General features: G+C 70.8%; 29 protein-coding genes. 17 read left to right on the top strand and 12 right to left on the bottom strand.

Annotation, left to right across the window (positions count from 1 at the left end; genetic code table 11):
• Positions 1 to 37: 37 nt before the first annotated feature.
• The 10 genes from SGFS_RS10050 to SGFS_RS10005 form a co-directional block, all read right to left on the bottom strand.
• A complete protein-coding gene (locus tag SGFS_RS10050; RefSeq protein WP_286249455.1) occupies positions 38 to 568 on the bottom strand; it encodes a hypothetical protein in 531 nt (176 codons plus the stop codon).
• A gap of 23 nt (positions 569 to 591) precedes the next feature.
• Positions 592 to 1,365 carry a hypothetical protein gene (locus tag SGFS_RS10045; protein WP_286249454.1) on the bottom strand — a complete coding sequence of 258 codons (774 nt, stop codon included), beginning with the start codon at positions 1,363 to 1,365 and terminating at the stop codon, positions 592 to 594.
• A 42-nt stretch (positions 1,366 to 1,407) separates the two neighbouring features.
• On the bottom strand, positions 1,408 to 1,557 hold the full coding sequence (locus SGFS_RS10040; protein ID WP_286249453.1) for a hypothetical protein: 150 nt from the start codon (positions 1,555 to 1,557) through the stop codon (positions 1,408 to 1,410).
• A gap of 448 nt (positions 1,558 to 2,005) precedes the next feature.
• Positions 2,006 to 3,520, bottom strand: coding sequence for an ATP-binding protein (locus tag SGFS_RS10035; RefSeq protein WP_286249452.1), 1,515 nt, complete (start codon positions 3,518 to 3,520; stop codon positions 2,006 to 2,008).
• Positions 3,521 to 3,549: 29 nt separating this feature from the next.
• Entirely contained in the window at positions 3,550 to 4,005 is a 456-nt protein-coding gene (locus tag SGFS_RS10030; RefSeq protein WP_286249451.1) for a DUF6238 family protein, read from the bottom strand.
• A 256-nt stretch (positions 4,006 to 4,261) separates the two neighbouring features.
• Complete coding sequence (locus SGFS_RS10025; RefSeq protein ID WP_286249450.1) at positions 4,262 to 5,734, bottom strand: SCO6880 family protein; 1,473 nt, start codon at positions 5,732 to 5,734, stop codon at positions 4,262 to 4,264.
• 87 nt (positions 5,735 to 5,821) lie between these two features.
• Positions 5,822 to 7,186 carry an SCO6881 family protein gene (locus SGFS_RS10020; protein WP_286249449.1) on the bottom strand — a complete coding sequence of 455 codons (1,365 nt, stop codon included), beginning with the start codon at positions 7,184 to 7,186 and terminating at the stop codon, positions 5,822 to 5,824.
• 42 nt (positions 7,187 to 7,228) lie between these two features.
• Entirely contained in the window at positions 7,229 to 7,912 is a 684-nt protein-coding gene (locus SGFS_RS10015; RefSeq protein ID WP_286249448.1) for a hypothetical protein, read from the bottom strand.
• Positions 7,912 to 8,220 carry a DUF6112 family protein gene (locus tag SGFS_RS10010; RefSeq protein ID WP_217570564.1) on the bottom strand — a complete coding sequence of 103 codons (309 nt, stop codon included), beginning with the start codon at positions 8,218 to 8,220 and terminating at the stop codon, positions 7,912 to 7,914. The genes SGFS_RS10015 and SGFS_RS10010 overlap by 1 nt, the downstream gene beginning before the upstream one ends.
• Before the next feature lie 224 nt (positions 8,221 to 8,444).
• A complete protein-coding gene (locus SGFS_RS10005) occupies positions 8,445 to 9,560 on the bottom strand; it encodes a C40 family peptidase (protein WP_286249447.1) in 1,116 nt (371 codons plus the stop codon).
• A 537-nt stretch (positions 9,561 to 10,097) separates the two neighbouring features.
• Here SGFS_RS10005 and SGFS_RS10000 point away from each other — a divergent pair.
• From SGFS_RS10000 to SGFS_RS09965, 8 genes are all read left to right on the top strand, one after another.
• The gene (locus SGFS_RS10000) at positions 10,098 to 10,853 is read left to right on the top strand and encodes a DNA-methyltransferase (RefSeq protein ID WP_286249446.1); all 756 of its coding nucleotides are present in this window, start codon (positions 10,098 to 10,100) and stop codon (positions 10,851 to 10,853) included.
• A gap of 204 nt (positions 10,854 to 11,057) precedes the next feature.
• Entirely contained in the window at positions 11,058 to 11,669 is a 612-nt protein-coding gene (locus tag SGFS_RS09995; RefSeq protein WP_286259874.1) for a DUF4913 domain-containing protein, read from the top strand.
• Positions 11,666 to 12,160: a type II toxin-antitoxin system RelE family toxin gene (locus SGFS_RS09990; RefSeq protein WP_286249445.1), complete on the top strand. Its 495-nt coding sequence runs from the start codon at positions 11,666 to 11,668 to the stop codon at positions 12,158 to 12,160. The genes SGFS_RS09995 and SGFS_RS09990 overlap by 4 nt, the downstream gene beginning before the upstream one ends.
• Positions 12,157 to 12,744 (top strand): hypothetical protein, encoded by a 588-nt coding sequence (locus SGFS_RS09985; RefSeq protein ID WP_286249444.1) that lies wholly within the window; start codon positions 12,157 to 12,159, stop codon positions 12,742 to 12,744. The genes SGFS_RS09990 and SGFS_RS09985 overlap by 4 nt, the downstream gene beginning before the upstream one ends.
• A complete protein-coding gene (locus SGFS_RS51365) occupies positions 12,663 to 13,232 on the top strand; it encodes a GNAT family N-acetyltransferase (RefSeq protein ID WP_350284084.1) in 570 nt (189 codons plus the stop codon). Before SGFS_RS09985 ends, SGFS_RS51365 begins: the two co-directional genes overlap by 82 nt.
• Positions 13,233 to 13,261: 29 nt before the next feature.
• Entirely contained in the window at positions 13,262 to 13,960 is a 699-nt protein-coding gene (locus SGFS_RS09975) for a hypothetical protein (protein WP_286249443.1), read from the top strand.
• A gap of 50 nt (positions 13,961 to 14,010) precedes the next feature.
• The gene (locus SGFS_RS09970; RefSeq protein WP_286249442.1) at positions 14,011 to 14,733 is read left to right on the top strand and encodes a hypothetical protein; all 723 of its coding nucleotides are present in this window, start codon (positions 14,011 to 14,013) and stop codon (positions 14,731 to 14,733) included.
• Positions 14,734 to 14,920: 187 nt separating this feature from the next.
• Entirely contained in the window at positions 14,921 to 15,280 is a 360-nt protein-coding gene (locus SGFS_RS09965; RefSeq protein ID WP_286249441.1) for an SH3 domain-containing protein, read from the top strand.
• A 91-nt stretch (positions 15,281 to 15,371) separates the two neighbouring features.
• Here SGFS_RS09965 and SGFS_RS09960 read toward each other — a convergent pair whose 3' ends face one another.
• On the bottom strand, positions 15,372 to 15,650 hold the full coding sequence (locus SGFS_RS09960) for a hypothetical protein (RefSeq protein WP_286249440.1): 279 nt from the start codon (positions 15,648 to 15,650) through the stop codon (positions 15,372 to 15,374).
• Between the two features lie 133 nt (positions 15,651 to 15,783).
• On the bottom strand, positions 15,784 to 16,983 hold the full coding sequence (locus SGFS_RS09955) for an IS110 family RNA-guided transposase (protein ID WP_020133560.1): 1,200 nt from the start codon (positions 16,981 to 16,983) through the stop codon (positions 15,784 to 15,786).
• A gap of 373 nt (positions 16,984 to 17,356) precedes the next feature.
• Here SGFS_RS09955 and SGFS_RS09950 point away from each other — a divergent pair, with 373 nt between their 5' ends.
• The 9 genes from SGFS_RS09950 (at position 17,357) to SGFS_RS09910 (ending at position 24,473) form a co-directional block, all read left to right on the top strand.
• A complete protein-coding gene (locus SGFS_RS09950; protein WP_286249439.1) occupies positions 17,357 to 17,800 on the top strand; it encodes a hypothetical protein in 444 nt (147 codons plus the stop codon).
• A 9-nt stretch (positions 17,801 to 17,809) separates the two neighbouring features.
• Entirely contained in the window at positions 17,810 to 18,238 is a 429-nt protein-coding gene (locus SGFS_RS09945) for a hypothetical protein (protein WP_286249438.1), read from the top strand.
• Between the two features lie 29 nt (positions 18,239 to 18,267).
• Positions 18,268 to 19,155: a winged helix-turn-helix transcriptional regulator gene (locus SGFS_RS09940; RefSeq protein ID WP_286249437.1), complete on the top strand. Its 888-nt coding sequence runs from the start codon at positions 18,268 to 18,270 to the stop codon at positions 19,153 to 19,155.
• Positions 19,152 to 19,673 (top strand): hypothetical protein, encoded by a 522-nt coding sequence (locus tag SGFS_RS09935; RefSeq protein ID WP_286249436.1) that lies wholly within the window; start codon positions 19,152 to 19,154, stop codon positions 19,671 to 19,673. The genes SGFS_RS09940 and SGFS_RS09935 overlap by 4 nt, the downstream gene beginning before the upstream one ends.
• A complete protein-coding gene (locus tag SGFS_RS09930; protein WP_434026690.1) occupies positions 19,670 to 20,911 on the top strand; it encodes an MFS transporter in 1,242 nt (413 codons plus the stop codon). The genes SGFS_RS09935 and SGFS_RS09930 overlap by 4 nt, the downstream gene beginning before the upstream one ends.
• 60 nt (positions 20,912 to 20,971) lie before the next feature.
• Entirely contained in the window at positions 20,972 to 21,301 is a 330-nt protein-coding gene (locus SGFS_RS09925) for a hypothetical protein (protein ID WP_434026688.1), read from the top strand.
• Positions 21,302 to 21,403: 102 nt separating this feature from the next.
• Entirely contained in the window at positions 21,404 to 22,630 is a 1,227-nt protein-coding gene (locus SGFS_RS09920; RefSeq protein WP_286259869.1) for an ATP-grasp domain-containing protein, read from the top strand.
• Positions 22,631 to 22,704: 74 nt separating this feature from the next.
• Positions 22,705 to 23,793, top strand: coding sequence for an MFS transporter (locus tag SGFS_RS09915; protein WP_286259868.1), 1,089 nt, complete (start codon positions 22,705 to 22,707; stop codon positions 23,791 to 23,793).
• Positions 23,790 to 24,473 carry an HAD family hydrolase gene (locus SGFS_RS09910; RefSeq protein ID WP_286249435.1) on the top strand — a complete coding sequence of 228 codons (684 nt, stop codon included), beginning with the start codon at positions 23,790 to 23,792 and terminating at the stop codon, positions 24,471 to 24,473. The genes SGFS_RS09915 and SGFS_RS09910 overlap by 4 nt, the downstream gene beginning before the upstream one ends.
• Positions 24,474 to 24,515: the final 42 nt, after the last annotated feature.

Genomic DNA, 24,515 nt, shown 5'->3' with positions numbered 1-24,515 from the left:
GTTGTGCGGGGAAATGATGGTGCTCCGGGGGAGGGGATCAGCGGGAACGGGATGGGGTAGTGGTGGCCGAGGGCACGGTGGTAGCGGCCGGTGCCGTGCGAGTGTCGGCTGCGGCACGCAGGTGCTTCGCGGCGCGGGCGAGGTGGATGCGACTGTCGCCGAGGCGGTCCACGAGCCCTTGGTGCGAGGCGGTGACCGCCTGATCGCGGGCGGGGCCGGGGGCCTGGCGGGTGAGGTCGGCGAGCTGGCCGAGGTGGTGGACGGCGGCGCCGAGGGCGGCGAGCGCGAGCCCGGTGGGTTCGGCGGCGCTCGCGAGCGCGAGGGTCGTGCGGCGCACCGTGGCCGTGGTCCGGGCCGGGTAGCGGGCGGCGGCCCGGTGACGGAAGGCGCTCTCCCCGGCCAGGAATCCCAGCAGGCGGGCCAGATGGCGGACTTCATCGTCCAGGATCTCGCTCAGCGCGGGATCCGGGCGGATCTGGTCGGGGAGCGGAAGCTGATCGGCCACGGTGTTGAGCCGGTCGGCCACGTCGTGCAGCAGCATCCGCTGGTCGGGATCGGACAGCGGCAACTCCTTGATACAGGAACCGGGTTCTACCGCCGGGTGGCGGACGTCGGGGCTGCGGACACCGTCGTCAGCGCCCTTCTCGCGGCAGCTGCCGGAGGGGAAGAGAGGGGAGCGGCCCGGCGGAAGTTGACCCCGATGCCCTGGAGCGTGAGCCGCAGAGCGACGAGCTGGACCAGCAAGGCGCGCTCTTTGGAACTGTAGGAGGCCGGCAGCACGAAGGCGGACTCGTGCGGGCTGTACTGGAAGCGACAGCCGAACAGCGTCATGCGCGCCTCCTCGGGCACCGAGTCGTACGGGGCGCCCACCACGCCGTCCGGGTACCAGACCAGCGTGAGTGTCTGGGCGACCTCGGGGGCGGGCTGGCGGTGTGGCGGCTCGGGCTGGACGAGGGCGTTGTGACGGACAGCGTCCAGGGCCACCTGGTAGCGGGGCAGCAAGCGTCGGATGACTGCGGCGGCGGCTCGGACCGGATCGTTGGGGACAGCGATGCCGTCCGGCTCACGCACCGGGGAGATCTGGTGGGTTTTGAAGCCCTCGGGTTCCAGCGGGGCCACCACGAACTGGTGGCGGTACAGGGGCCGGTCGGTGACGTAGAGCTGCTGTCCGTGGAGGACGGCGTCATGGCCGAGGACGTACTGGCTGACGATGTAGTCGACGTGGCCGGCGTCCCAGAGCCCTTCGATGGTGGGGAACTGGTTCTCGTAGGCGGTGTGGCGGTGATACCCGCTCGTCCACGTGCCAGGCAGGCGTTCGGCGAGGGCGGCGGCGAAGGCGGACAGATCGGTGCGAGACGGGGGCATGGATTCCTGAGGTGCGGCGGCGGGTGGTTGATCCGTCGGCGCTCAGCGCCGTGGGCCTCCGGAGCCGGGCTGCGGTTGGGGCGGGGCCGGGGGCGTGCCGGGCGTCGTGCGGGTCTGCTTCAGGAGCGCGTCGAGGTCCGGCGGCGGGTCGTAGTGCGCGCGGAGGATCTTGAGATCCGCTGCGGTTGCCATGGCCAGCGCTGAAGCGATGCTGCTGGCGGAGCCGCGCAGCAGCCAGGGCGGTGACTCGGGTTCGGCTCCGCGGTTTTGGCCCTTCCACTGGGCAGTGGCGGCCAGGTGCTCGATGACCTCGTTGAGGAACGGCGCGACTGCGTCCAGCAGGGCGTTGAGGATGGTGCTGAACTCGGCCGGAGTCTCGGCCGCGTCCAGAGCCTCGCGGTAGGGACTCAGGTCCGGGGCGGGGAAGGGCTCGGGCGGCAGAGTGTGCCGGGTGCGGAAGGCTTCGGCATCGCGCTCCGCCCAGCGGTAGAGGTCGTCCCTTGTGGCGGAGCGAGTGTGGTAGGCGCTGATCTGGTCGGCGGTGCGGCCGACGTTGTCGTACAGCTCGAAGTCGGGGTGCTGCAGGGGTACTCCAGGTCAGGTGGGTCGGAGTCGTTTCTGTCGGTCGTCGCGGGGGCTTCTAGTGCATGCGGGCGTCGGTGTCGAACAGGGCCAGCTCGTGAGGGTGGAGTTGATGTTGAACGATGAAAGATCGTCCGGCGACGCGCCACAGCCCGCGTCCGCGGTTGAGGTGGGCAATGGCGCTGGTCTCGACCGAGGTGAGCCCCAGCAGGGCTGCTGCGGCGTGGAGTTGGTCGGTTTCCTGGCGGTAGATGATGCGGGTGGAGCAGTCAGCCAGGAGGCCCTCGGCGAGGGCGCGGCCTTGTGATCCGGCGTCGCCGGCGGTGAGCAGGTCGGACAGCCGGTGGATGACCATGAGGTTGGCGATGCCCAGGCCGCGGGAGAGTTTCCACTGGGACTGCATGCGCTGGAGGAGTCCGGGGTGCCGCATCAGGCGCCAGGCTTCGTCGTAGACGATCCAGCGCCGACCTCCGTGCGGGTCGGTGAGGGCGGATTCCATCCAGGCGGATGCGCAGGTCATGGCGAGGACGAGGGCGGTGTCGTCGCCGGAGCCGCCGAGCCTTGACAGGTCGATGGTCAGCATCGGCGAGGTGGGATCGAATCGCACGGTGGAGGGTGCGTCGAACATGCCGGCCAGGTCGCCGTGGACCAATCTCCGCATAGCGTGGGCGAGGTCACGGGCGGCCTCGCCGAGCCGTCCGGACATGAGCCCAGCGGCGGCATCGAGCTGGTCGGGATGGTTGAGGGTGGCCGCGATGTCGCCCAACAGCGGAGTGCGGTGGACGGTGGCGGCCTGGGCGACGACCGCGTCGAGGGCGACATCGAGCGCGGTGTGCTCCATCGGCAGCAGGTCGCGGCCGAGAACGGTGCGCGCGAGGGAGCCGAGCAGGAGCAGACGGCGCTTGCGGATCTCCCCCGCCCAGTCGGCCTCCGGCACATTGTCCGGCCGTGGGGCGGCGTCCAGCGGGTTGAGTTTGCCGGGCAGGCCGGGGCCGAGGGCGATGGAGGTGCCGCCGAGTGCGGAGGCGACCGGGGTCCATTCGCCCTTGGGGTCGCAGGGCACGTAGACGCGGTAGCCGTGGGCGATGGAGCGCAGGGCGAAGGACTTGGCCAGCGCGCTCTTGCCCTGGCCGATTACACCGGCGAGCAGGATGTTGGGGTTGGTGAACCCTTCGAGGCGCCCGTACAGGGAGAAGGGGTCGAAGGTGAAGCTGGCTTCGGCGTGGACGTCGCGGCCGATGTAGATGCCCTCGGCGCCGAGACCGCCTTCGGCGAGGAAGGGGTACGCCCCGCTGGCGGTGGCGGTGGTCATGCGGTGCTGCGGCAACTTCAGCCGGCTGCCGCGGGCGGAGCCGGGGCCTGGACGGCCGCGGGGCGGGTACAGCGGAGGCGGCATCTCGGGCTCGACCGGCTCGCTGCCGTCCGGGTGGGCGGTGGCTTCGGCGCGGGCCTTGGCGGCGGCTTCGGCGAGCTGACGGCGAGCGGTCTTGCGGCTGGCCCGGTCGGTGCCGTGGGGGGTGAACAGGGGGGATGCCGAGGCGCGGCGGGCGCGTCGGGCGGGCCGGTGGGTCATGGCGGGACGGGCTCGATTCGGCGCGGGTTCTAGATGGTGCAGCTGGTGGTGTGGCCGTGCAATGGCGTGGCCAGGTCGGTGGGGGTGGTCTTGCGGCGGATCGCGTGGGAGGCGGCCAGGTGCCGCTGGCAGATCGTGAGCACCAGCGGGCCGTCGGGGAGCCGCTCGGGTCGGCACTCCTCGGTTGCTGAGCCTTCGGCGCCGGCGGGCACGGTGTGGAAGGCGTCGTGGACGGCAGCGGTGGCCTGCCACAACCGCAGGTGCGCGGCGGCCAGATGACGCCCGGCGGCCGGATGCGGGGGCCGGGTGGTGTCGGTGAGCTGGTCGAGCAGCTGGTGGGCTGCGGTGAGGTGGGCGTGCAGCGTGTCCAGGTGGAGGCGGTCGGCCGGCGCGCCGGAGGTGGCGTGGCTACGGGTGTGGTGGCGCAGGCCGGCGGTGGCGGCGCGGAGGTAGGGATGCGCGTCGGTGGTGGGGGGTGCGTTCAAGGGAGTCCTTGGTGCCGCAGAACGGCGAGGTCAGCGAGGGCGGGAACGTGGTCCGGAGAGCGAAGTGGTGGTCGGCAGTGGCATATACCGGTGAGCGCGGAGCGGCTGGTGGAGGCCCCGGCCGAGAGTGTCTGGGCGGGGCGAAAATCGACGTACTCACCGGGAGCGCTCAGCCCGGGGCGGCTCTGCCGGGGCAGGAAGACGATGTCCGGGCCATGCCGTCTGGCGCGGCGGGAGCGTCATCCCGGCACCACTGTCACAGCGCCGTGCGGGCGAGCGGCAGGGCGGAGAGGGCGAACGCGTCGGGCTGCTGGAAGAAGAGCCGTCGCAGGTCGACCTGGGCGGTGACCGCGGCGGTCTCGATCTGCGCGCACGCGGCGTCGAGAGCGGCATCCGTTTCGGCGCTGACGGTGAGCAGCCCGGTCAGGGCGACGTCGGCATGGCCGGCGATCAGCTGCCGCTCACGGACCTTGACGTCCGCGTACTCGACCGAGTCGGCCTCGGAATCCACCTGTCCGCGACGGGCACGCTCGTTGGCGTCGGCGATGATCGCCGCCTTCTTACGCTGGACGTCGCGCAGCGCGGACTCAAGCCCCTGCGGCACGTATATAAGGGACAGGCTGCGGTGGACCCCGGCGGTGAACATCAGCCCGTGCAGGAAGCCGGGAGTGGTCTCCGTGCGGGGCCAGTTCTCGATCCAGTACGTGGCGTGGCGGGCGGTGTCGGTGCCGAGGCGGTCGTACTCCTCGACCTGGACAACCGGCCCGGCAGCAGCAGGGTCGGCCTCGGCCCGCCCGTTCGGCGACCACTGCTGGAGGGCGGACAGGGCGTGAGGGTCGTAGGCGGTGCGGATGACCGCGGCGATCTCCCGCGCAGTCAGCCAGCCCGTCACCATCAGCCCCGCGCTGCGCGCCGCGAGCGCGATGGCCGAAGTTGTCTGCTCCAGCACCGTGAAGGCGCCGGGGAGCCCGCCGCCGGCCTGGCTTATGAGGCGCTTGGCGGCCTTGAGGTCCAGGCTGATGGCCAGGTACGCCTCGTGCGGGGCGGCGGCTGGGCCGGCGGAGGCGACCAGCTCGGAGTACACCTGCCCGGCGACGGGGGTGTCGGGGCGGCCGTGCTGGGCCCAGTGACGGGCGAGGGTGTCGCCGGAGTCGGGGACGGTACGTTCCAGCACCTGCACGGTGGCGACGTGTCCGGTGCGGGCGATGCCGGCCAGAGCCCGGCCCCAGCCCGCCACGTTCGCGTTCTGGGTGGCGGGATCGAGCAGGGCGTACGCGCGGCTGCTGACCCGGGCAATCGCGGTGAGCCGTTGGTGGTGCGGGTCGTGGACGGCGGCAGCCTGGTTGGCGGAGTCGCCGGGGGTGACGACCTTCAGCGAGGCGGCGGTGCCGGGCAGGTGCAGCACGCCGTCCTGGCGGGGCCGGGAGACCGGCCGGGCCAGCCACAGCGTCTGGCCGGTGCGGCGGCGGTAGGCGTAGCGGGAGACGATCGGAGCCCAGTCGATCAGGGACCTGCCGTCGCGGCGGACGGCGACCAGGGCAGCGACGACTGCCCATAGGGGGGTCAGGGCGATGGCGCCGAGCAGCCCCGTGGTCACCACCGTGATCAGCAGCAGTGCCAACGCAGTGGAGACGAGGGCGAGTTGGGGGAGGGAGAGACCGAGGAGGATCCCGCGCCGTGAGCGGTGCGGGAATTTGACCGTGATCGGGGAGACGGAGAGTTCAGACAAGGAGCCGGTTCCGGGGAGCGCGGGGCGGGGCCGGGACGACACACCTGAAGGGGAGTGCGGGTGTGCCGTCCCGGCGAGGGGGCAGGGTCAGAGGCCGGTGGGTGGAGGCGGTGGAGTGCCGGTTCCGGCCGAAGGCGTGGAATGCGAAGCCGGCGGGGCGCCCTGCGGCGGCGGGGTGGAAGCGTCGGCCGGAGACGCGGACGCGGACATGAAACCGCTGCCGGTGGGAGATCCTCCGCCGGAGGCCGGGCCGGGGCTGCCGCCGAGGTGGCCGCTGGTGTCGTCGCGCGGATTGGTCGGCGGTGGCTGCACGGCCTTCTCCAGACCGCTCTTGATCCCCTCGCCCCCGGATGACGGAGCGTCCGAACCGCCGCCTTCCTTGCCGGTGTCCGGCGTGGGGTTGGTGGCGATGTCGCCGGGGAAACCGCCCGGCACGGCGTCCGGGCCCTGGGGAGCGGCGCCCGCTCCGGCCGCGGCACCGCCGGTTCCTGCGGTGGCGACCGCGGCGGCGGCTTTGCGGCCGGCGCGTTCGGCGTGCTGGCGGGCCATCTGCGCGCCGGCTCCGCCGGAGCGGTGCAGCGTCTCGGCGTCGGAGCCTTCGGAGGCGGCCCAGTGGACGAACTTGAACGTGGCGTAGGGGCAGAGCAGGACGAGCGCCATGATGACGATGCCGGCCATGACGTCGGCGAGGGCGGCGACGCCGTCCTTGGCCTCCGTTTTGCCCATCGCCGCGATACCGAGCACGAAGATCACGGTCATCAGGAGCTTGGAGACGACGAGGGTGGCGGTGGCCTCGATCCAGCCCTTGCGCCAGCGCCGGGCGACCTCCCAGCCGCCGCCCGCTCCCGCGAAGACGGCGAGGGTGACCATGACGAGGATGCCGACCTTGCGGACCATCATCACGCACCAGTAGAGGAACGCGCCCAGGGCAGCGCCGACGCCGGCGAAGACGGCGACCAGCCAGCCCATCGCCGACAGGCCAGGGATCGCGGCGACCTTGACGATGCGGCGTACGGCGGAATCGATGGACAGGTTCGCCGCTTTGAGTAGGCCGTCGGAGAGGGCGTCGACCACTTCGATGGCGACAGTGGTGAAGGCGATTGCGGTGAAGGCGAACAGGACGCCGGCGGCGGTGCCGGTGAATGCCTGCGTGAGGGCCTGGCCGTCGCGGCGGATCGCGGCGCGGACAAGCTGGGCGCAGAAGGTGGCGACAAGGACGATCAGGCCGATCGGCAGGATCATCTCGTAGTTGTCGCGGAACCATCCGGCGTTCAGGTCGACCTTGGTGGTGGTGTTGACCGCCTCGGCGGCCAAGTCGGCTCCGGCGGCGGCGAGTTCGCCCGCTGATTTGGCCATCCAGTTGCCGATGGCCGCGCCCGGGTCGGAGGCGAAGGAGACCGCGTCGCCGACCGCGCACAGTTTGTCCGCGAGGGGGAGGTCGCAGAAGCCCAAGGGGAGTCACCCCTCCTTTCTTTAGTGGGCTCGGGGCGCGTGTCAGGGCACGACGCGGGGGGCGATGGAGACCAGGGAGCAGTCGGCGTTGGGACGGCACTGCACGGCGAGGGTGATCGAGCGGTCCTCGGCGCCGGCGCCGCCCTTCTTCCAGGCGATCTGCTGCTTGCCGGTGACGGTGACGGCGTAGATGTACGCCTCGGTAATCGCCGACGGGTCGTCCGCCAGGGCCTGCTTGAACGCCGACGGGTAGTGGGCCTCGTCCACGGCGGCAGTGGCGGACTGGTCCTGGTCGGCCATCCGCGACCACAGCACCGGATCCGGTACCTGGGCAGTGAGGGAGGACCAGTCGGCGTACTTCGTCTCCGCCGTCAGCCACGCCTTCATCCCGGCGAGCTGCTGATCACGGCTGGTGGTCCGGGTGTCGTACGACCACAGCATCGCTGCGGCGGCCTGGGCGAAGTTGACCGGGTCGGCCACCGGCGGCGGCTTCGCCACCGAACCGGTCCCAGCCGACGCCGTCGGGTCGGCGGACGCGGAGGCGGTGCTGCTCGGGCTGGGCGGAGTGGCGGTCTGGCTGTCGCTGGTTCCGGTGCGGCCGGTGAACACAGCGACGGTGGCGGCGAGGGCGAGGAGGATGGCGAGGCCGATCGCGCTGACCGTGATGCGCTGCCGGGTCGACCAGCCGATGCCGTAGCCGGACAGGGAGGGGAGTCGTTTCGGCATCAGTGGACTTGCGACCCGAGAGCGGAGAAGAACGCGACCACGCCGTTCGCGGCGCCGAGGCCGAGGGCGGCGCCGGCCGAAACGACCGCGCCTTTCTTGCCGTTGGCCTCGGCCTGGTGTCCGCCGGTGTGGTGGCCCCAGGCCCACACGCCGAGGGAGACGGCGAGCGCGCCGACCACGGCGACGATCGCGAACAGGTTGATGGAGTTGACGACGTTCTTCAGCACGGCGAGGCCGGGCAGGCCGCCACCCGAGGGTGTGATGCCGGGGTCGTAGGCCAGGTACTGCACGGTGTCGAGCAGGTGCAAAGGGAGGCTCCTTGCGCGCGCCGAAGCCCGACGCGCGGGAATCAATGAAGAGAAGAGGAGGGAGAGGACCGGCAGGTCGTCCTGCCGATGGGCCGTATGCCGGGGGGTAAGGAAGCAGCCCCGGGGGATTGGGAGCGGCGATCCGGCTCACATGCCGTGCGTGGCCGTTCCCGCGCTGAACAGGTGATGCAGGCGGCATGTGGGGTCTGCGCCCCGACCAGGGGTCAGATGACACGGCGGGCGGCGAGGATGTCCCAGTCCGCCAAGGGCGTGATTCGAACTGGCTTGCCAGTCCGGGGTGCCTCGATCGCGAGGCCCGAGCCGATGTACATGCCGACGTGTTCGGGGCGGGCGGCGCTGCCGCGGGAGAAGATCAGGTCACCGGGCTTGAGCGACTTGGGGGAGACGGCGTGGCCCTCGTTGATCTGGGTGTACGTGGTGCGGGTGAGCTGGATACCGGCATGGGCGTACGCCTGCTGGGTCAGCGAGCTGCAGTCGCAGCGGCCCATCGGGTCCGGGCCGTGCGGCGCGGTGCAGGTGCCGCCCCACTGGTACATCGTGCCGAGCTGCGCCATCGCCCAGGCGATCGCCTTGCGGGCCTTCGGGTCGGCGTCCTTGGGGATCGAGTAGCCCTTCGGTACGGACCCTTCGGGGATGGTGCCGTATCCGGAGCCGTCCTCGGTCGCCGTGCAGGACGCGGTGCTGGAGGTGGTGTCCGTCTCCGTGGCGTCCTGGTCGGCGTCGGGGAAGGTCGCGGCGATCGCCTTCTGCAGGGCGGTGGCCAGCTCCTCCCACTTCGCGTAGGCGTCGGGGTAGGCGGAGCGCTGGACCTTCTGCGCGGCCTGGGCGACAGTCAGTTGCTGCCATCCGTCCACCGCGAGCAGGTGCTCGTAGAACTGGGTGGAGGCGTAGACAGGGTCGTGGATCTCCTCGGCGGTACCCCAGCCCTGGCTCGGGCGCTGCTGGAACAGCCCGAGCGAGTCGCGGTCGCCGGAGCTGAGGTTGCGCAGCCGTGATTCCTGCATCGCGGTGGCGAGCGCGATGATCTGGCCCTTCTTCGGCACGTGGAGGCTGATCCCGGTGGCCACGATGGTCCGAGCACTGGGGATCTGTTCCTCGGGCAGGCTCAGGCCCTCGACGCGGACGTCCTTGGCGGACGCGCCGTTGAGGATCTTGGTGACCTGCTCGACGACGGCGTCGGTGTCGACGTCGCCCACGCAGCTGAGGGACGAATAGGTGCTCTGGGCGGCCTCGCTGGAGGAGGCCATCAGCATGGCCGTGCCGGCGAGGAGGAGAGGGGAGAGGGCGACGACGCCGATGCCGGCGGCTACGCCCTTCAACCGGGGACGCCTCCCGAGCGGCAGTCACGGTCCGGGGGCCGGTGTTCGGGCAGGGGAGGGTAGGGAGCTGTCACAAGGGGGTCCTTCGAAGGCACGGTCCAGGCCGCGCGGCAGTAGAGGCGGAAAGGGCGCTGCGGCACGGGAGTTGGGTGAGTCGCGGATGTACCTCGTGAGCCCTGGTTTCAGCTCACGAGGCGCGGGGGTGTCAGGTCACGTGTGCCGTGGCACGGGGAAATCTCCATGAAGGCAGGTGCAGGGATTGCGCCATCGGCGGTGTTCGCCGGGCAGTTCCAAAATAGTAAGGGCGGATCCCCGGTTGCCGAAATCACGGGCGATCAAGCCCTGACTTCCTGGGCTGGAAGGCGGCGATGCGTCTCAACCGGGGATCGTGCCTTACAGTTTTGGCTCCTCCCCTCGCCACCCGAATTTCGTAGGTCAGCGGTGCCGTCATGCCCGCATTCGGCCTGCCCGGGGTTACATGCGTGAGCCGGAGGTCTTCCCCCCTCATCTCACCCGACCCGAAATTGGGGTATCTCTTTGCCTTTTTCCCTGCACCAGGGCGACGCGCTCAGCGTCCTCGCCGAACTGCCGGAAGGCTGTGTCGACTCCGTCATCACCGACCCGCCGTACAACTCCGGTGGCCGGACGGCGAAGGAGCGCACCTCCCGCAGCGCGAAGCAGAAGTACACCTCCGCCGACGCCGGCCATAACCTGCCGGACTTCACCGGCGAGAACATGGACCAGCGCTCGTACGGGTTCTGGCTGACGCAGATCATGACCGAAGCACACCGGCTCGCCAAGACGGGTGGCACCGCGCTGCTGTTCACCGACTGGCGTCAGCTCCCCACCACGACGGACGCGATCCAGGCGGCCGGATGGCTGTGGCGTGGTGTGCTGGCCTGGCACAAGCCGCAGGCCAGACCCCAGAAGGGCCGCTTCACGCAGAACTGCGAGTTCATCGTCTGGGCCTCCAAGGGTGCCATCGACGCCTCCCGCAACCCGGTCTACCTGCCCGGCCTCTACAGCGCGTCGCAGCCGTCGGGCAAGAACCGGCAGCACATCACGCAGAAGCCGGTCGAGGTGATGCGCGAGCTCGTGAAGATCTGCCCTGAGCAGGGCACGGTGCTCGACTTCTGCGCCGGCTCCGGCTCGACCGGCGTCGCCGCCCTTCTGGAAGGCCGTGACTTCATCGGCGTCGAGAAGACCGAGCACTACGCGACGATCGCCGCCGACCGGCTGACCAAGACCCTGCAACAGACCCTGAATCAGGACGACTTCGTCCTGTCCTCCTGACCCGCAGGGGCTGTCCGACCTGGGCGGAATCTGAATTACCGGATTCCTTCCCGGTCATGAGCGCAAGCGTTATAGCACCGGATCCCCGGTTAGCGAAACCGGGGATCTTCCGGATGGTTGGAGCCGCCATCCCAGCCCATGGGAAGCGGCTTCAAGGAGGACCCTTTCGTGCCTGAATCCATAAACCCCAACGACGACGGGGAAATGGAACCGGTCCGGTTGCCGGACACGGATCTGGAAAGTATCGAGGCCAGCGTGCGCAAGCTGCTCAAGCAGTCGGCCCAGCAGGCCCAGCAGCTCGACAGCCTGTCCACGGAGCCCGGACCACGCGCGTTCGACGGCTTCGGCCTCCCGGGATTCGCCGGCCTGCCGGTACCGCCCGCCCCACCGGAGCCGCGCCCGATCCTGGAACTGGACGGCGAGGAGTACGAGGACGAACTCGACAGCCTCAGCGACTGGGTGGACGACTTCCTCATGCCCATTTACGGCGCGGAGGTCACCACAGCCACGCCCTGGTGCCAGCAGTGGCAGGAACACGACTGTGTCGTCGCCTGGCTGCATGCCCTGTGGCTGGCCTACCAGCAGCACAAGGACCCCGAAGCCGGACCCAGCGGCTTGTTCGTGTGGCACCGTGACTTCCTCACCCATGCCATGACCACCGTTCGCGCCCCCGGCGGGCCGCTGTCCGCGTGTATGACCGACCCGGACCGGCCCGCCCACCGCCTGCTGCCCGGGCCCAAACCCTCCACTCGGGCGGCGAGTTCCCCCGCCGACGAGCCACCCACGGTCGGCGAGCCGGGCCAGGCTGCCGCATGAGCGATCCCGAACCCCGACCGGCCTTCGGCCTGTCCTTCGACCCGAGAGCTCTGACCGACCTGCTCCAGGCCCCGGGCGACATCCGCGACTTGGCCCTCGACCAGCTCCAGAAGGTCGTCAACGCCCAGTTGTTCGGCGGCAAGCTGACCGAGGAGCTGACCGGGTGCCGCAAGCTCTACGTCGATCACCGCAACGCCTGGCGCATCGTCTACGCCCAGCGCCCGGCCCCACCCGGCGCGACGCACCGCACCGAGATCCACGTCGTCGCCGTACGCCCGCGCGCCCGGCATGACGTGTACGAAACGGCCCGCGCCCGCCTCGGTATCGCCCGGCGCCCGACCGGCGCGCGCACCCACGCCGCCCGCGCCCGTTCCCCGCAGCTGGACACGCAACGGCCGCCGGTCCCCAAGCCCGGCCCGCCGCCCTATGCGGTGCCCTGCCTTCCCTCAGCCGCACCCACGCACACTCCCCTGAAAGGCCCTGTCCGTTGACCCGCCTGTCCTTCATCCTCGACCGTGTCGCCGAGGCGCTGGCTGTCGAGCCCCCGTCCGCCAATCAGCATCACCTGGCCATCTTGGAGATCGCACGGGACTGCTACGACCTCGACGAGGCACTCGACGCCCTCGTCGGCGACCACGCAGATGGTGTCCTCGCCATCGAACGACCCGACACCTTCGCCCACCGGCTCGCCGAACGCCTGCGGCTCGAAGTGGAGTTGACCCGGCTGTTGTCCCAGCCCTGCTGCTGCGCGCCGGTCTCCGAGGCCACTGAAGCCCAGGAGGACTTCGCGCTGCACTGTGGGAGCGAGCCCGAAACGATCCTGCATGCCTGCCGTGACGCCTTCGCCGCCGCCGGCGATCCGCCCGCCCTGACGGCAGCGGACCTCATCGGCTTGCTCAGCGACCTCGCCGGAGGCTCCGACGGGCGCGGCCCGTACGCCGGACTGACCGAGGCCCGCCTGGCCAAGCTCCTGGCCCTGAACAACGTGTACGCCTGCGCCATGGACGAAGACAGGGAAGTCAAGGGGTACCGGCGCGGTGCCGTGCTGATCGCCCTGCAGGGCTTCGCCCCCTGATCCACCAGCCATCTCTCGCCACGATCCACCCAGCGACCGAGGCGGACCGGCCGCTGGCCGATTCCCTCCACCAGGACTGCTCCGAGGCGAACCTGCTCCTGCGCTGGGGGCGGACCCGAATCACCCATCGCGACTTCACCCGGCTGCTGGACCACTGCGATGTCTGGATCGGCCTCGACGCCGAGGGGCGTCCGCTCGCGATGGTCTCGGCCGGGTTCGTCAGCCACGAAGCGGGCGTCGTCGATCTCGGACTGCAGGTCGCCGACGCCCACCAGCGCCGCGGCATCGGCACCCTGCTGGCCCGGCACGCCGCCGACCACGCCCGCCGCAGTGGCGCCCACACCCTGACTGCGTACCTCCACGCCGCTAACACGCCGATGCTGCGCCTCCTCGCCCGGCTCGGCCCCGCCGTACACACCCGCGACGGCTCTCACCTCGATGTCCGCATTCCCCTCGGCGACACCCTCGCCGACCATGCGCCGTCGTGATCGCCCCCACCGAGAAACCAGTCCTATTCATGCCTGCCACCCCTGCCCCTGCGCCGGCGAAGAAGGCGCTCACGGCGCTCGATCACCGCATCGAGCTGGCCGTCGGCCACAGCATCGACCAACTGTGGCAGCACCGCGACCGCGACCTCCTCGACGAGCCACGCAGCCGCCTGGTCGACGCCCACCGCACCTTGGTCCAGGCCGAACACGGCGTGACCTTCTACCGAGTCCAGCTCCAGCGGCTGGCCTCCGGGGAGTTCGCGGTCGACCAGGCCCTGTTCTCGCGCATCAACCGCACCGTCGCCACGCTGGAAGAGGCCGCCGCCACCCGCGACGAGCGCGAGCAACAGGTCGTGGTGGCGCTCGAACCCATCGAGGCTGCCGTTCGTTCGAGTGGAACAGGTCCGCCGGCGGAGCTGCCAGCGCCGGATCACGCGGCCCTGCTGGCCATCGCCCAGGGCGCCAAGCTGCGCGAACACCTGCTCACCCAGCGCCTGTCGGTCGTGACCGCATCCGGTACCCGCCTCGCCTACAGCCAGTTTCAGCGACTTGAGGCGGCCGGTCTCGTCGTGCGCGACGACGCCCATCCGCTGCACGCCGGGCAGCCCGTCACCCTCACCGACACCGGCCGTGCGCTCCTCGCCGCACCGCACCGGCCGGCCACGCCGACTGCACCGCCCGCGCAGCGTCCCGGAACCTGGCCAGCCTCTTCCGCCCCCCGCCGCTGACCCGGGCGCCAGGACCGCCACTTCAACCGCTGATCGATCCGAAAGCATCTATGGCCCAAGACACCCCGGACTTCCGTCTCGATGGCTACAAGGCTGTCAACGACTCCGTCGACGAACAGTTCTGGCAGCACATCGGCATCGACGAGGACCAGCTCACCGTCCTGGCCAAGCACCACACCAGCGACGGCCGGCACAGCTACTTCGTGCTCCACAACGGGGCCGTCACCTGGGGCATCCCAGGTGACGCCCAACTCGTCGCCCTCCACCTCCGGCGCGACACCGCCACAAGGACCTTCCGCTTCGACCACGCCACGCTGCCCTTGCCGGCGATGGCCCAGTCTTGGCTGATGGCCCGCGGCTGCTCCGAGGACAAGATCCTGCTCCCCGAGGGACTGGGCGGCACACCCGCCGACGACGCCACTCGTGCCCTGGAGGAGCGGTTGCGCGGCGACGGCGATCACTTCGCCCTCCTGACCAGCTACACCAATGACGACGCGCCCCTGCAGACCACGGTTCTGCTGCGGGCGCTGGACGAACGAGTCCCCCTGCCCTTCCGGGTGCTGCTGGAAGAAGTCGACACCGACACCTGGACACGAACCCTGCGCGAGGGCGGCTTCGCCACCTTCGAAGCCGCCACGACGTGGTGGGAAGCGCACTGGAGCGGCCAAGACGTCCCGCTGCCCACGACCGCGCCTCCTGCCCGCCAGGGCACCCGGCCTGTGGCTGCGGCACGCGTCGTGTCATCTGAACCACCGCGCCGGCCCGGCCGGTGAGGGCTGCGGCAACGCCCGTTGATTTCCGGGCGATTCACGCCGCTACCGTCCGGCGGCGGCGAAACATAGCACTCCATCCCCGGTTAGCGAAACCGGGGATTCTCCGGACTCTTGAATCCAGCCCGCACAGGCAACTGTCCGGCCTGAATTCTCTGTTCCTTCTTCCTGACATGGAGCTCAATTTCCCATGCGCTCAACCCGAATTGCGATAGCCGCTGCACTGCTCGGCGCGCTCGCCCTGCCCCTCGCGTCGGCTTCTGCGGCCACCGCAGCGCCGACGTCCGTCGCCACTGCGATGCCCGCCTCATCCTGCACCAGCAAGCCATACCTCCCGTGGGCGGTCCACGGCACCAACGCCGTGACCATCCGCAAGAAGGCGACGACCAAGTCCACCGCCGTCGGCATCCTCTACAAGTCGCACAAGTTCACGGTGCACAAGACCACCAAGGGTGCGAAGTGGGTGTACATCACCGACAAGACCACCGGCGTCAAGGGCTGGGTTTCCGGGACCTACGTCTATCGCGACGTCCGCATGTGCCTGGACTAACCAGTCTGCCCCTCTCTCCCGAACGGCCCTGAATCGCACTCGTCTGTAAGGCGGTTGGGCCGTGGAAATGCCACGCCCTGTCTCCTCGAATTCAACGGAAAGGAATTGCGCTGTGCCTGACGCCGACGACGTGCTGGGCGTCCTGACCGAGCAGATCCAGTCCCGCTTCCAGATGCCGATTGCCGAGCTGCGACGCGCGGTAGTCGCCGCCCCGCAGGCCCACCCGGAAGCCACCACGATCGTGCGCTGGCACGGGCTGCTTACCGAGGCCCAGCAGGTGCTGAACAGGGCCGAAGACGCCCTTGCCCAAGCCCTCGCCCACCACGTCGACACGGTGCCCGACGGCGAATTCGTCGAGCTGCCCGAACACGTCATGCGGCTCGCGGACTCGGTGAACAGCGCGCACACCGTGCGGGAGGGACGCGCCATGACGGTGCGCCACCTCCTCGACCCTCAGGCGATCGGGAACCGCAGCCCGGGGGGGGGTGCCTCTATGTCTTTGGTCAAGCGAGGCGTGGGGTTCTGGGTTCGTAGAAGGTGCCGTCGCGGAGCATCGCGAAGAGCACGTTGATCCGTTGCCGGGCCAGGCGGAGAAGTGCCTGGGTATGGGTTTTTCCTCGGGCCCGGCATTTGTCGTAGTAGGTGCGGGAGGCGGTGTCGTGCAGGGCGGCGAACGCGGACAGGAACATCGCGCGTTTCAGGACGCGGTTGCCGCCTCGGGGTGCGTGTTCGCCGTGGATCGAGGTCCCGGACGACTTCGTGGTCGGGGCGAGTCCGGCGTAGGAGGCGAGGTGGGCGGCGGTGGGGAAGCCGGTGCCGTCGCCGACGGTGACCAGCAGGGTGGCGGCGGTCCTGACGCCGACGCCGGGCAGCGACGTCAGGACCTTGGAAAGAGGGTGGGCCTCCAGCAGGGCGCTGATCTGGGCTTCTGTGGCCCGGCGTTGTTCGTGGACGGCGCCGAGCGAGCGGGCCAGCGACGGGATGACGATGTCGAGGGTGCCGGTGCCGGGAACGACGACGGTCTGTTCGTCGAGCGCGTCGAAGACGTCGTCGATCAGCCGTGTGGCCATGCGCGGGGCCTTGGGCCGGATCACCTCGACGAGTCTGCGGCGTCCGGCTTTGCGCAGGGCGGCCGGGGATCCGTAGCGTTCGAGGAGCCAGGTGACGGCCTGGTGGTCGAGCCGGGGGCCGAGGACGCGTTCCAGGGACGGGTGGAACTGGGTGAGCAGGCCGCGGATGCGGTTGCTGGTGCGGGTGGCCTCGGCCGCCAGGTCCTGGTCGAAGCCGACGAGGACCGTGAGCTCGGCGGTGATCTCGTCGGTGAGTTCCAGCGAGCGCAGGGTGTGCGGCATGGTGCGGGCCGCGTCGGCGATCACGGCCGCGTCGCGGGCGTCGGTCTTGGCCTCGCCGGGGTAGAGGTCGGCGATCCGCCGCATCGACAGGCCGGGCAGGTAGGCGACCTTGCAGCCGGTGTCGCGGGCCACCGTCAGCGGGAGGGCTCCGATCGAGGCAGGCTGGTCCACGATCACCAGGACGGCGCCGAACTTGGTCTTCAGTTTCTCGAAGACGTCCCGCAGTTTCGGCTCGGTGTTCGGCAGCTGCTTGTCGAAGACCTTCTTGCCGGCCGGGGTGAGTCCGTGGCCGTGGTGGTGGCTCTTGCCGACGTCCAGGCCCAGGAAGACGCCTATCTCGTCGTACTCCATCAAGCCGTCCTCCCGAACGGGGTTGTGCGGTGCCGGCCTCGGCGTTGGCGTCGTGCGCGCATCCACGTTATGCAGACCTGCCGCCCGCGAGCGGCCGGGCGTTGCGCCAGGCCAGGCGGTGGTCGGACCTCTCATCAGCGTCTCCAACGGCGCCTCTCGGACCCGGTGACACCACCCCCCAGGTCATCCGTTCGACAGGGGGGAACAGTCATGCCGGGCCCGGAGGCCAGCGGTCCCCTTGCAGGACCGCGGAAAACATAACGGGGGGGGCGTGGCGCGGGTCGGCGCCCACCGCCCGCCGGGGCCCGGCCCTGCCCACCACCGCACCGTCTGTGCCGGACACCGCGCAGGTCCCCGTACGCGGGGCGGCGCGGTGAGCGTGACCGACAAGACCTCCAGCCAGGACAGCCTGCTGGAGCAGACGTTCGGCGCCCCCGTGCGTGAGCTGTACACGCAGGCGTCCGGCCGCGATGCGTCCGCGGCGCTGCGGCGGGCGCTGGAGCTGCGCTCCTTCCTCGTGGTGGCCGAGGAGCAGGTGGCCTGGGTACGGGACCGCGTCCACGAGGCCACCGCCGCCGATCGTGACATGAGCGAACTGTCCGCCGACGACCTGCGCTTCGACGCGCAGTGGCTGGAGGCGGCCCTGGCCGGGCGCAACGGCTACGTCGCCGCCCTCGGCCAGCTGCTGCGCACCATGCCTCCACCCGGGCCGGTGCCACGCCGACCCGTGCGGCTCACGCAGCCGACGACCACCACCGCCCTTCCGCCTGCCCCGGCCGACATCCGAGCCGGGGCAGTGCGAGGGCCCCGACCGTGAAAGCCCCGATTGCCCGCACCTGACGCCACGGCCCAGACGATCGCCGAGCGCATCGAGGACCTGTACGCCCAGCCGCTGGCCGACCTCGGCACCTTGGCTGGCCTCAACCCCGACGGCAGCATGCTCGCCGCCCTGATCGCCGGCCTCACCGACCTGCAGTTCGCCGAGCGCAACATCGACTTCCAACGCCAGCGGCTGCTTCAACTGGCCGATCCGGAACGAGAGATCGGCACCTTCGAGGCAGGTCACATCCTCGACTGCGCGCGCCGGATCTCCGACGCCGTCGCCACCCGCGACGCCCACGCCAAGACCCTGAGCGGCGTCCTGGCCAGCCTGCACCGCGTCCCCGCCCCGGACGCGAAGACCGAGCCCGCGCCGGCCGCCCCCACTGCCGCACCGGTTCCCGCTCCCGCGCGTGCCGTCGCCCGTACCCGCTGACCCATCGCCCCGCCTGAGGAGATTCCCCCTTGGCCGCCACCGGTCTGTCCCGCACCACCCTGAACGACCTGTCCCGCGTCACCGAGAGCCTTCAGATGCTCGCCCCTAACTGGAGCGTGTGGGTGCTGATGACCCTCGCCGCCCAGCCGCTGCGCTACAGCGAGGTCAAGGCAAAGCTCGCCCTGCTCGCGGACGGCCAGCTCCACCCGAAGCTGGGCAAGCTCGTCGACGCCGGTCTCGTCGAACGCACCGAGCACACCCCCCGGCACGTCACCTACGGACTGACCCGTCGCGGCGCCGACCTGATGCCCGTCCTGCCCGTGCTCGCCGCCTGGGGGGACACGCATCTGGAGAAGCCTCTCGTACGGAACAAGGCCACCGGCGAGCTTCAGCCGCAGCCGGTCGCGGTGGCACAGAACATCGAGGACACGATCGCTCTGATCAGCCCGCGACATTCCACGCCGCTGGTGTGGGCGCTGAAAGCCCGCGGGCCGGCGAGCGCCAAGGCACTGGCCGCCGAGGTCATGCCCCACTACAGCCTCAGCCGCGTCTACCCGCCGCTGCGCCGGGTGATCGACGACGGGCTGGCCGAGACCACACTGGCCGGCGACTACCAGCTCTCCGCCAGCGGGAAGGCCCTCGCCCCGGTCTACCAGGCCCTCTCCGCGTGGGCGGCCGGATACCCCCTCGCCGAAGCTACCCACTCCCTGTGGGGCCAGGCCCTGACACCGTCTTCCTCAGCCCGCTCGGGACCATGGCTGACCACCCAGTCCCGACTGCCCGCGCCACCGGCCGCGCCCGCCCCGGGCCAGATGGCCAAGGCCCCGACCACACCGTGGCAGCCCGGCGACCTCTTCTCCCACCCGATACCCGCCCGCCCCCTGGCGATCTCTCCGGCAGGAGGCCCGCGCCGATGACCAGCACCACGATCCTCAACCACCCGCACACCGGCCAGGTCATCAACACCCTGTCCCTGCCATCCCTGATCCGGCTGGTCAGCGAGATCGACGACAACGGCCCCATCAGCCACCGACGCGGCAGCCTCCAGGGCGCCTTCGGCGACCTCACCCGCCACCAGCTGCGCTACGCCATCGACGTCGCCCGCGCACTGGGCCTGGTGCACTTCACCGACTACGCACCGGCCCGCTACCGGCTCACCGAAGCAGGCGAGGAACTCGCCTCGGTGTACGACACCGTCGCCCGCTGGTCCCGCACTCACCAATACCCCAACACGGCGAGGGACTTCGTCACCCGCGTCCAGCACACCCTGAAACTGCTCGGGGACAACGGCGCCGTCCTCCCCACCGAGGCGGCCTTCGCGCTTGGTCAGCTGCGGACGACTCTGGCCGACTGGCTCCAGACGCATCCGCAGGTCCTTAACGCCGTGGCATCCCGCTCCTCCCACGCGGCGGATGAGACGGAGCACGCTGCGTGAGAGCCCGTACCGGAAACCGGCCCTCCCACCGACCGGTTTCCCCCCTGCTGCGCAGTGTCTATCTCCCGCGCAGCATGGACGCCGCCGCGTTCGCCATGACGACGTACGGCATCCCCCTGCTGGTCCTCGCCACCACCGGATCCGCGGCCCTCACGGGCCTGGCCTTCGCCCTGGAATGGGCGCCGCGGCTGATGGCCTTCGCCGTGGCTGGTGCCCTGGTCGACCGCCACGGCACCACCCGCGTCTTCCGCCTCGCGGCCACCGCCCGGGCCACCCTCGTGCTGGCCGCCGCGCTGCTCCTTGGGGCCCAGACGGGCGGGCTGGGGAAGACAATCACGGTGATGGCGCTCGCCGCCGGCACCGGTGTGCTCACCGAGTTCAGCTACGTCGCGGCCGAAACCGCAGGCGGGCTGGCAAGCCGTACCGCCGGTGCGCGTGCTCACCGTGTGCAGTCGGTGCTCCTCGGCATCGATCAGACGGCGACTCTGGCCGGACCCGCGCTCGCCGGACTGCTCCTCGCGCACACCGGCGCCACCGGCATGCTCGCCGCGACCGCCGCCTTCTCCCTGCTCGCCGCCGCCCTCGCCCCCAAGCAGCACACCGACCAGCACGCCACTACTCCGGCGGCCGTACGGCAGGGATGGAAGACGGGCTGGCAGACCCTACGCGCGCTGCCGGCACTCGGCTGGCTCGTCGCGGGGCTGACGCTGTCCAACCTCGCCGTCGGCCTCCTGCAGGCCGCCGCCCCGGTGATCGTCGTCCAGCAGTTCGGCCACTCCAGCGCCGATGTCGGCCTGCTCTGGTCGGCAGCCGCCGCAGCCTCCCTGATCGCGATCTCCCTGTGCCGCCACGCCATCGACCGCTGCGGTCTGTGGCCCGCCGGGGCCGTCTGCGCGACGATCACGGCCTCGGCCTGCCTCACCCTCGCCCTCACGCACACCTACCCCGCCTATCTGGCGCTGATCGCGCTCTTCATGGCCGGCGAAAGCGGCATGACCGTCGTGCTGCGCACCCTGCGCTCCCACCTGATCCCCGCCGACGTCTTCGGCAACACCCTCGCGGTGACGATCCTGCTGCTCCTTACGCCCTTCCCGGTCGCCGGCCTGCTCGTTGCCGCCATCCCGCCCAGCCAGCTCGGCCATGCGATCACCGCCTGCGCCGTCCTGGAGGCAGTCGGCCTCGCCACCGCCTTCACCCGGCTGCGCACCCTCCCGGACCTGCGCCCGTCAGCCGCCTGACCTCCACCTCGCACCCGCCTCGCCCACCCGCCCGCCTTCCTGGAGGGCTGCCCGATTCCCATGCCCCACGCCGTCAAGCAGGACATCCTGCCGCTTCCCGAACCTGTTGGCCTTCGCATCGACAGGCGAACAATCACGGAGCAGTTCCACGACTTCGACACCGAACACCCCTATGTCTACCGCGCGTTGGAGCGGCTCACCGCAAACCGGATAGCGGCGCGAGCTACCCGCATCGGACTGAATGCCCTCTTCGAAGCGCTGCGTTGGCGACTCCCGCAGGGCTTGCGCGGGCTGAACAACAACTTCACGGCCTTGTACGCACGCAAGCTGATCGCCGATCACCCCGACTGGGCTGGCGCTTTCGGACTCCGCTGCCGACGTACCCCCTGACCCGACGGCGAACCAGACCAAACCAACCCCCTCACCGCAACGCCAATTTGGAGCTCTCTGTTGCCGTTTCGCCCCGTCGTCCTGATCGTCGCCGCCGCTGACATGGAGGCCGAGGCATACCGCGCGTACTGCCTTGAGAACGTCGCCGCCCACTACGACGTCGTCCTGATCACCGATGCCGAACCGACGTGGGAACGCCCCTACCTTCTGGACTGGGAGGTCGCCGACCCAACGGACCAGGCGGCCCTGACCGCCGCCGCCCTGGCCCTGACCGAGCGGTACCCGGTGGCCGGGGTGATGACGTGGACCGAGTGGTACCTCGTGCCCGTGGCCCGCCTCGCCCGCCGCCTCGGCCTGCCCACCCCCGGCCCGGAGGTGATGCAGGGCTGCCGCAACAAGGCCACCTCCCGTGCCCTGTTCGCCCGGCACGCGGTGCCCTCGGCAACCTCGAACGGTGTCCGCACCGTTGCGGAGGCGGCCCGCGCCGCACAGCACATCGGCTATCCAATCGTCCTCAAGCCCGCTGCGCGTGCCGGGAGCGCCGGCGTGATCCGCGTCGACACCCCCGAAGAACTGCCGGACGCCTACGCCTTCGCCGCCCAGGCCGCCCGCCTCGGGGCCGAGGGAACCGAGGTGCTGGTGGAGGAATACCTCGACGGTCCGGAGGTGAGCGTCGAATGTGTCACCTACCACGGCACCACCACCGTGGTCGCCGTCACCCGCAAGACGGTAGGACTCCCGCCGTACTTCGAGGAGATCGCGCACGCCGTCGACGCCGCCGACCCGCTGCTGGCCACTGTTGCCCCAACTGCCCAGGCCGCCGTGCAGGCCCTCGGCGTCACCGACGGCGTCAGCCACGTCGAACTCCGCCTCGTCGACGGCCGCCCCCGGTTGATCGAGGTCAACGCCCGCCTCGGCGGGGACATGATCGGTCACCTCGTGCACCTCGCCACCGGCGTCGACCTTGCCCGGGTGGCGGCGGACATCGCCTGCGGACGTGCCCCGGACCTCACCCGGACGCACAGCCGGGCAGCGGCGATCCGCATGATCTACCCTGCCCACTCGGGCACCCTCACCGCACGCCACCTCACCGACGGCTTCGCTGAGCAGGCGCCGTGGCTGGAGCGGGCCCACTTCCACCGCGACGTCGGCGACCAGCTGATGCTGCCGCCGGACGGCGACCTGTTCACCGCCCGCATCGGGTTCCTGATCACCACCGGCCCGACCGCCGACGTGGCCCGGGACCGTTCCCAGGAGGCATACCGCCACCTCACTGTCCAGGTCGCCCCGCACCCGACCGCCGTCCCCGCACAGGACTCGGCCACGTGAGCACGACGACTGCTCACGCCCCGGTCCACGGCCGCCGTCTGCTGACGGGGTGCTTCGCCGCGCTCGGGGTCGTGATGGCTGTCTGGGGCGCGCGGATGCCGGCCGTCCAGCAGGCGGCCGACCTGAGCACCGCAGGTCTCGCCCTGGTCCTGCTCGCCGCCGCCGTCGGCATGGTCATCGGCCTTCACGTCGGCGGGCGTCTTGCCGCTCCTGCCCGGGAGCCGCTCCTGCTGACCAGCGGCGCAGTCGGCCTCGCCGCCGCCCTGGCGGTGATCGGCGTCTGTCGCACGCCGCTCACCCTCGCTCTGGGGGCGTTCGTGTTCGGTATCGCGCACGGTGTGCTGGACGTGGCTCTGAACGCCGCGGCGGTCCGCTGCCAGGACCGTCTCGGACGTTTCATCATGTCGTCCTTGCACGCCGCCTACAGCCTGGGCGCGCTCGGCGGGGCCGGACTCGCCGCTCTCAGCGCCCACACCTCCCACACCTGGCTGTTCGCCGTCACCGGCCTCGCCGTCGCCTCGGCTGCTGTGGCCATGGCTCCAGTGGCCCGCACCCTCGGCATGCTCGAGCCCACTACACCCGCCACATCCCGGCGTTCGCCGGACCCGAAGGACTCGCCGGGCTTGCCCCGGGCGCGCTTGTGGCTGCTGGGGGCACTGGCGGCAGCGTGTCTCCTGGGGGAGGGGGCCGCAGCCGACTGGGCGGCCGTGCACCTGCACAGCCTGGATGCCTCGACGGCGGTCAGCGCCTCCGCGTTCGCCCTCTACAGCGCGTCTATGGTCGCCGGAAGGCTCGCCGGGGACCGCCTCATCGCCCACTTCGGCGCCCCGATGGTCGTACGCATCGGGGCCGTCTTTGCCGCGGCCGGGCTCACAGCTGGCCTGGCCCTGGCCACCGTCCCGGCGGCCCTGGCCGGCTGGGCGGCACTGGGCCTGGGCCTGTCCGTCACCATCCCCAGCCTGATCACCGCCGCCGGACGCGGCGGCCCCGGCGCCGTCGCCACCGTCTCGGTCACCGGCTACGCCGGACTGCTCGTCGGCCCCGCCCTCATCGGCGCCCTCGCCACCCTCACCGCCCTGCCCCACGCGCTGCTGCTGCCCGCCCTCCTCGCAGCCGCCGTCGCCGCCCTGTCCCGCAAAGCCTTGGAGAACCCCGCCCCTTGACTACTACCTCCCTCACGCCGACCGGCGTGGACGCCTTGATCATCGACTACAACGGCGTCATCGGTAAGCAGCCCACCAGCCTCATGTGGACCCGCCTCGCCGACATCGCCGAGTGGCCCAACAGGCAACTCGACTCATTTCAGGACGCCTGCTGGGCCCCCCGGAACGCTTACGACGCCGGAGAGCTCAGCGATCTCGCCTACTGGTCCAAGGTCCTGGGCCACCACCCCGGCCCGCGGTGGCTGCGGACCCTGCGCGCCGCCGACACCGCCATGTGGATCCGCACCGACGAACGCGTCCTCGACATCCTGCGCCGCGCCCGCGCCACTGCCCTGCCCATGGTGCTGCTCTCCAACGCCCCGCATTTCCTGAGTGACGTTCTCGATGCCACCGACTGGCGGCGCGAACTGATGACCGACGCCCTGTACTCCGCCCGTCTGGGCCTGTGCAAGCCCGACCGGGCTGTCTACGAACACGCCCTCGCAGCCACCGGTATCGCCGATCCCGCACGCGTGCTGTTCATCGACGACCGCGCGGACAACTGCCAGGCCGCCGCCGAACTGGGTCTGCGCGCCCTGCACTACACCGGCCAACCCGCCGACCTGGAGGAGCAGTTGCTTCCCGCCGACCCGACCGCCGTGTTCTGTCCGTCGGCGGCTCGGCGGGGCGCCAGCCGCTGATCCCGCCCATCCACTGCTTGATACCACCACCTCGACCCCCAG

This window comes from Streptomyces graminofaciens (assembly GCF_030294945.1).
Classification (GTDB): domain Bacteria; phylum Actinomycetota; class Actinomycetes; order Streptomycetales; family Streptomycetaceae; genus Streptomyces; species Streptomyces graminofaciens.
Note: the sequence above shows the minus strand (reverse complement) of the source record. Positions and strands in the feature narration are given on the sequence as shown.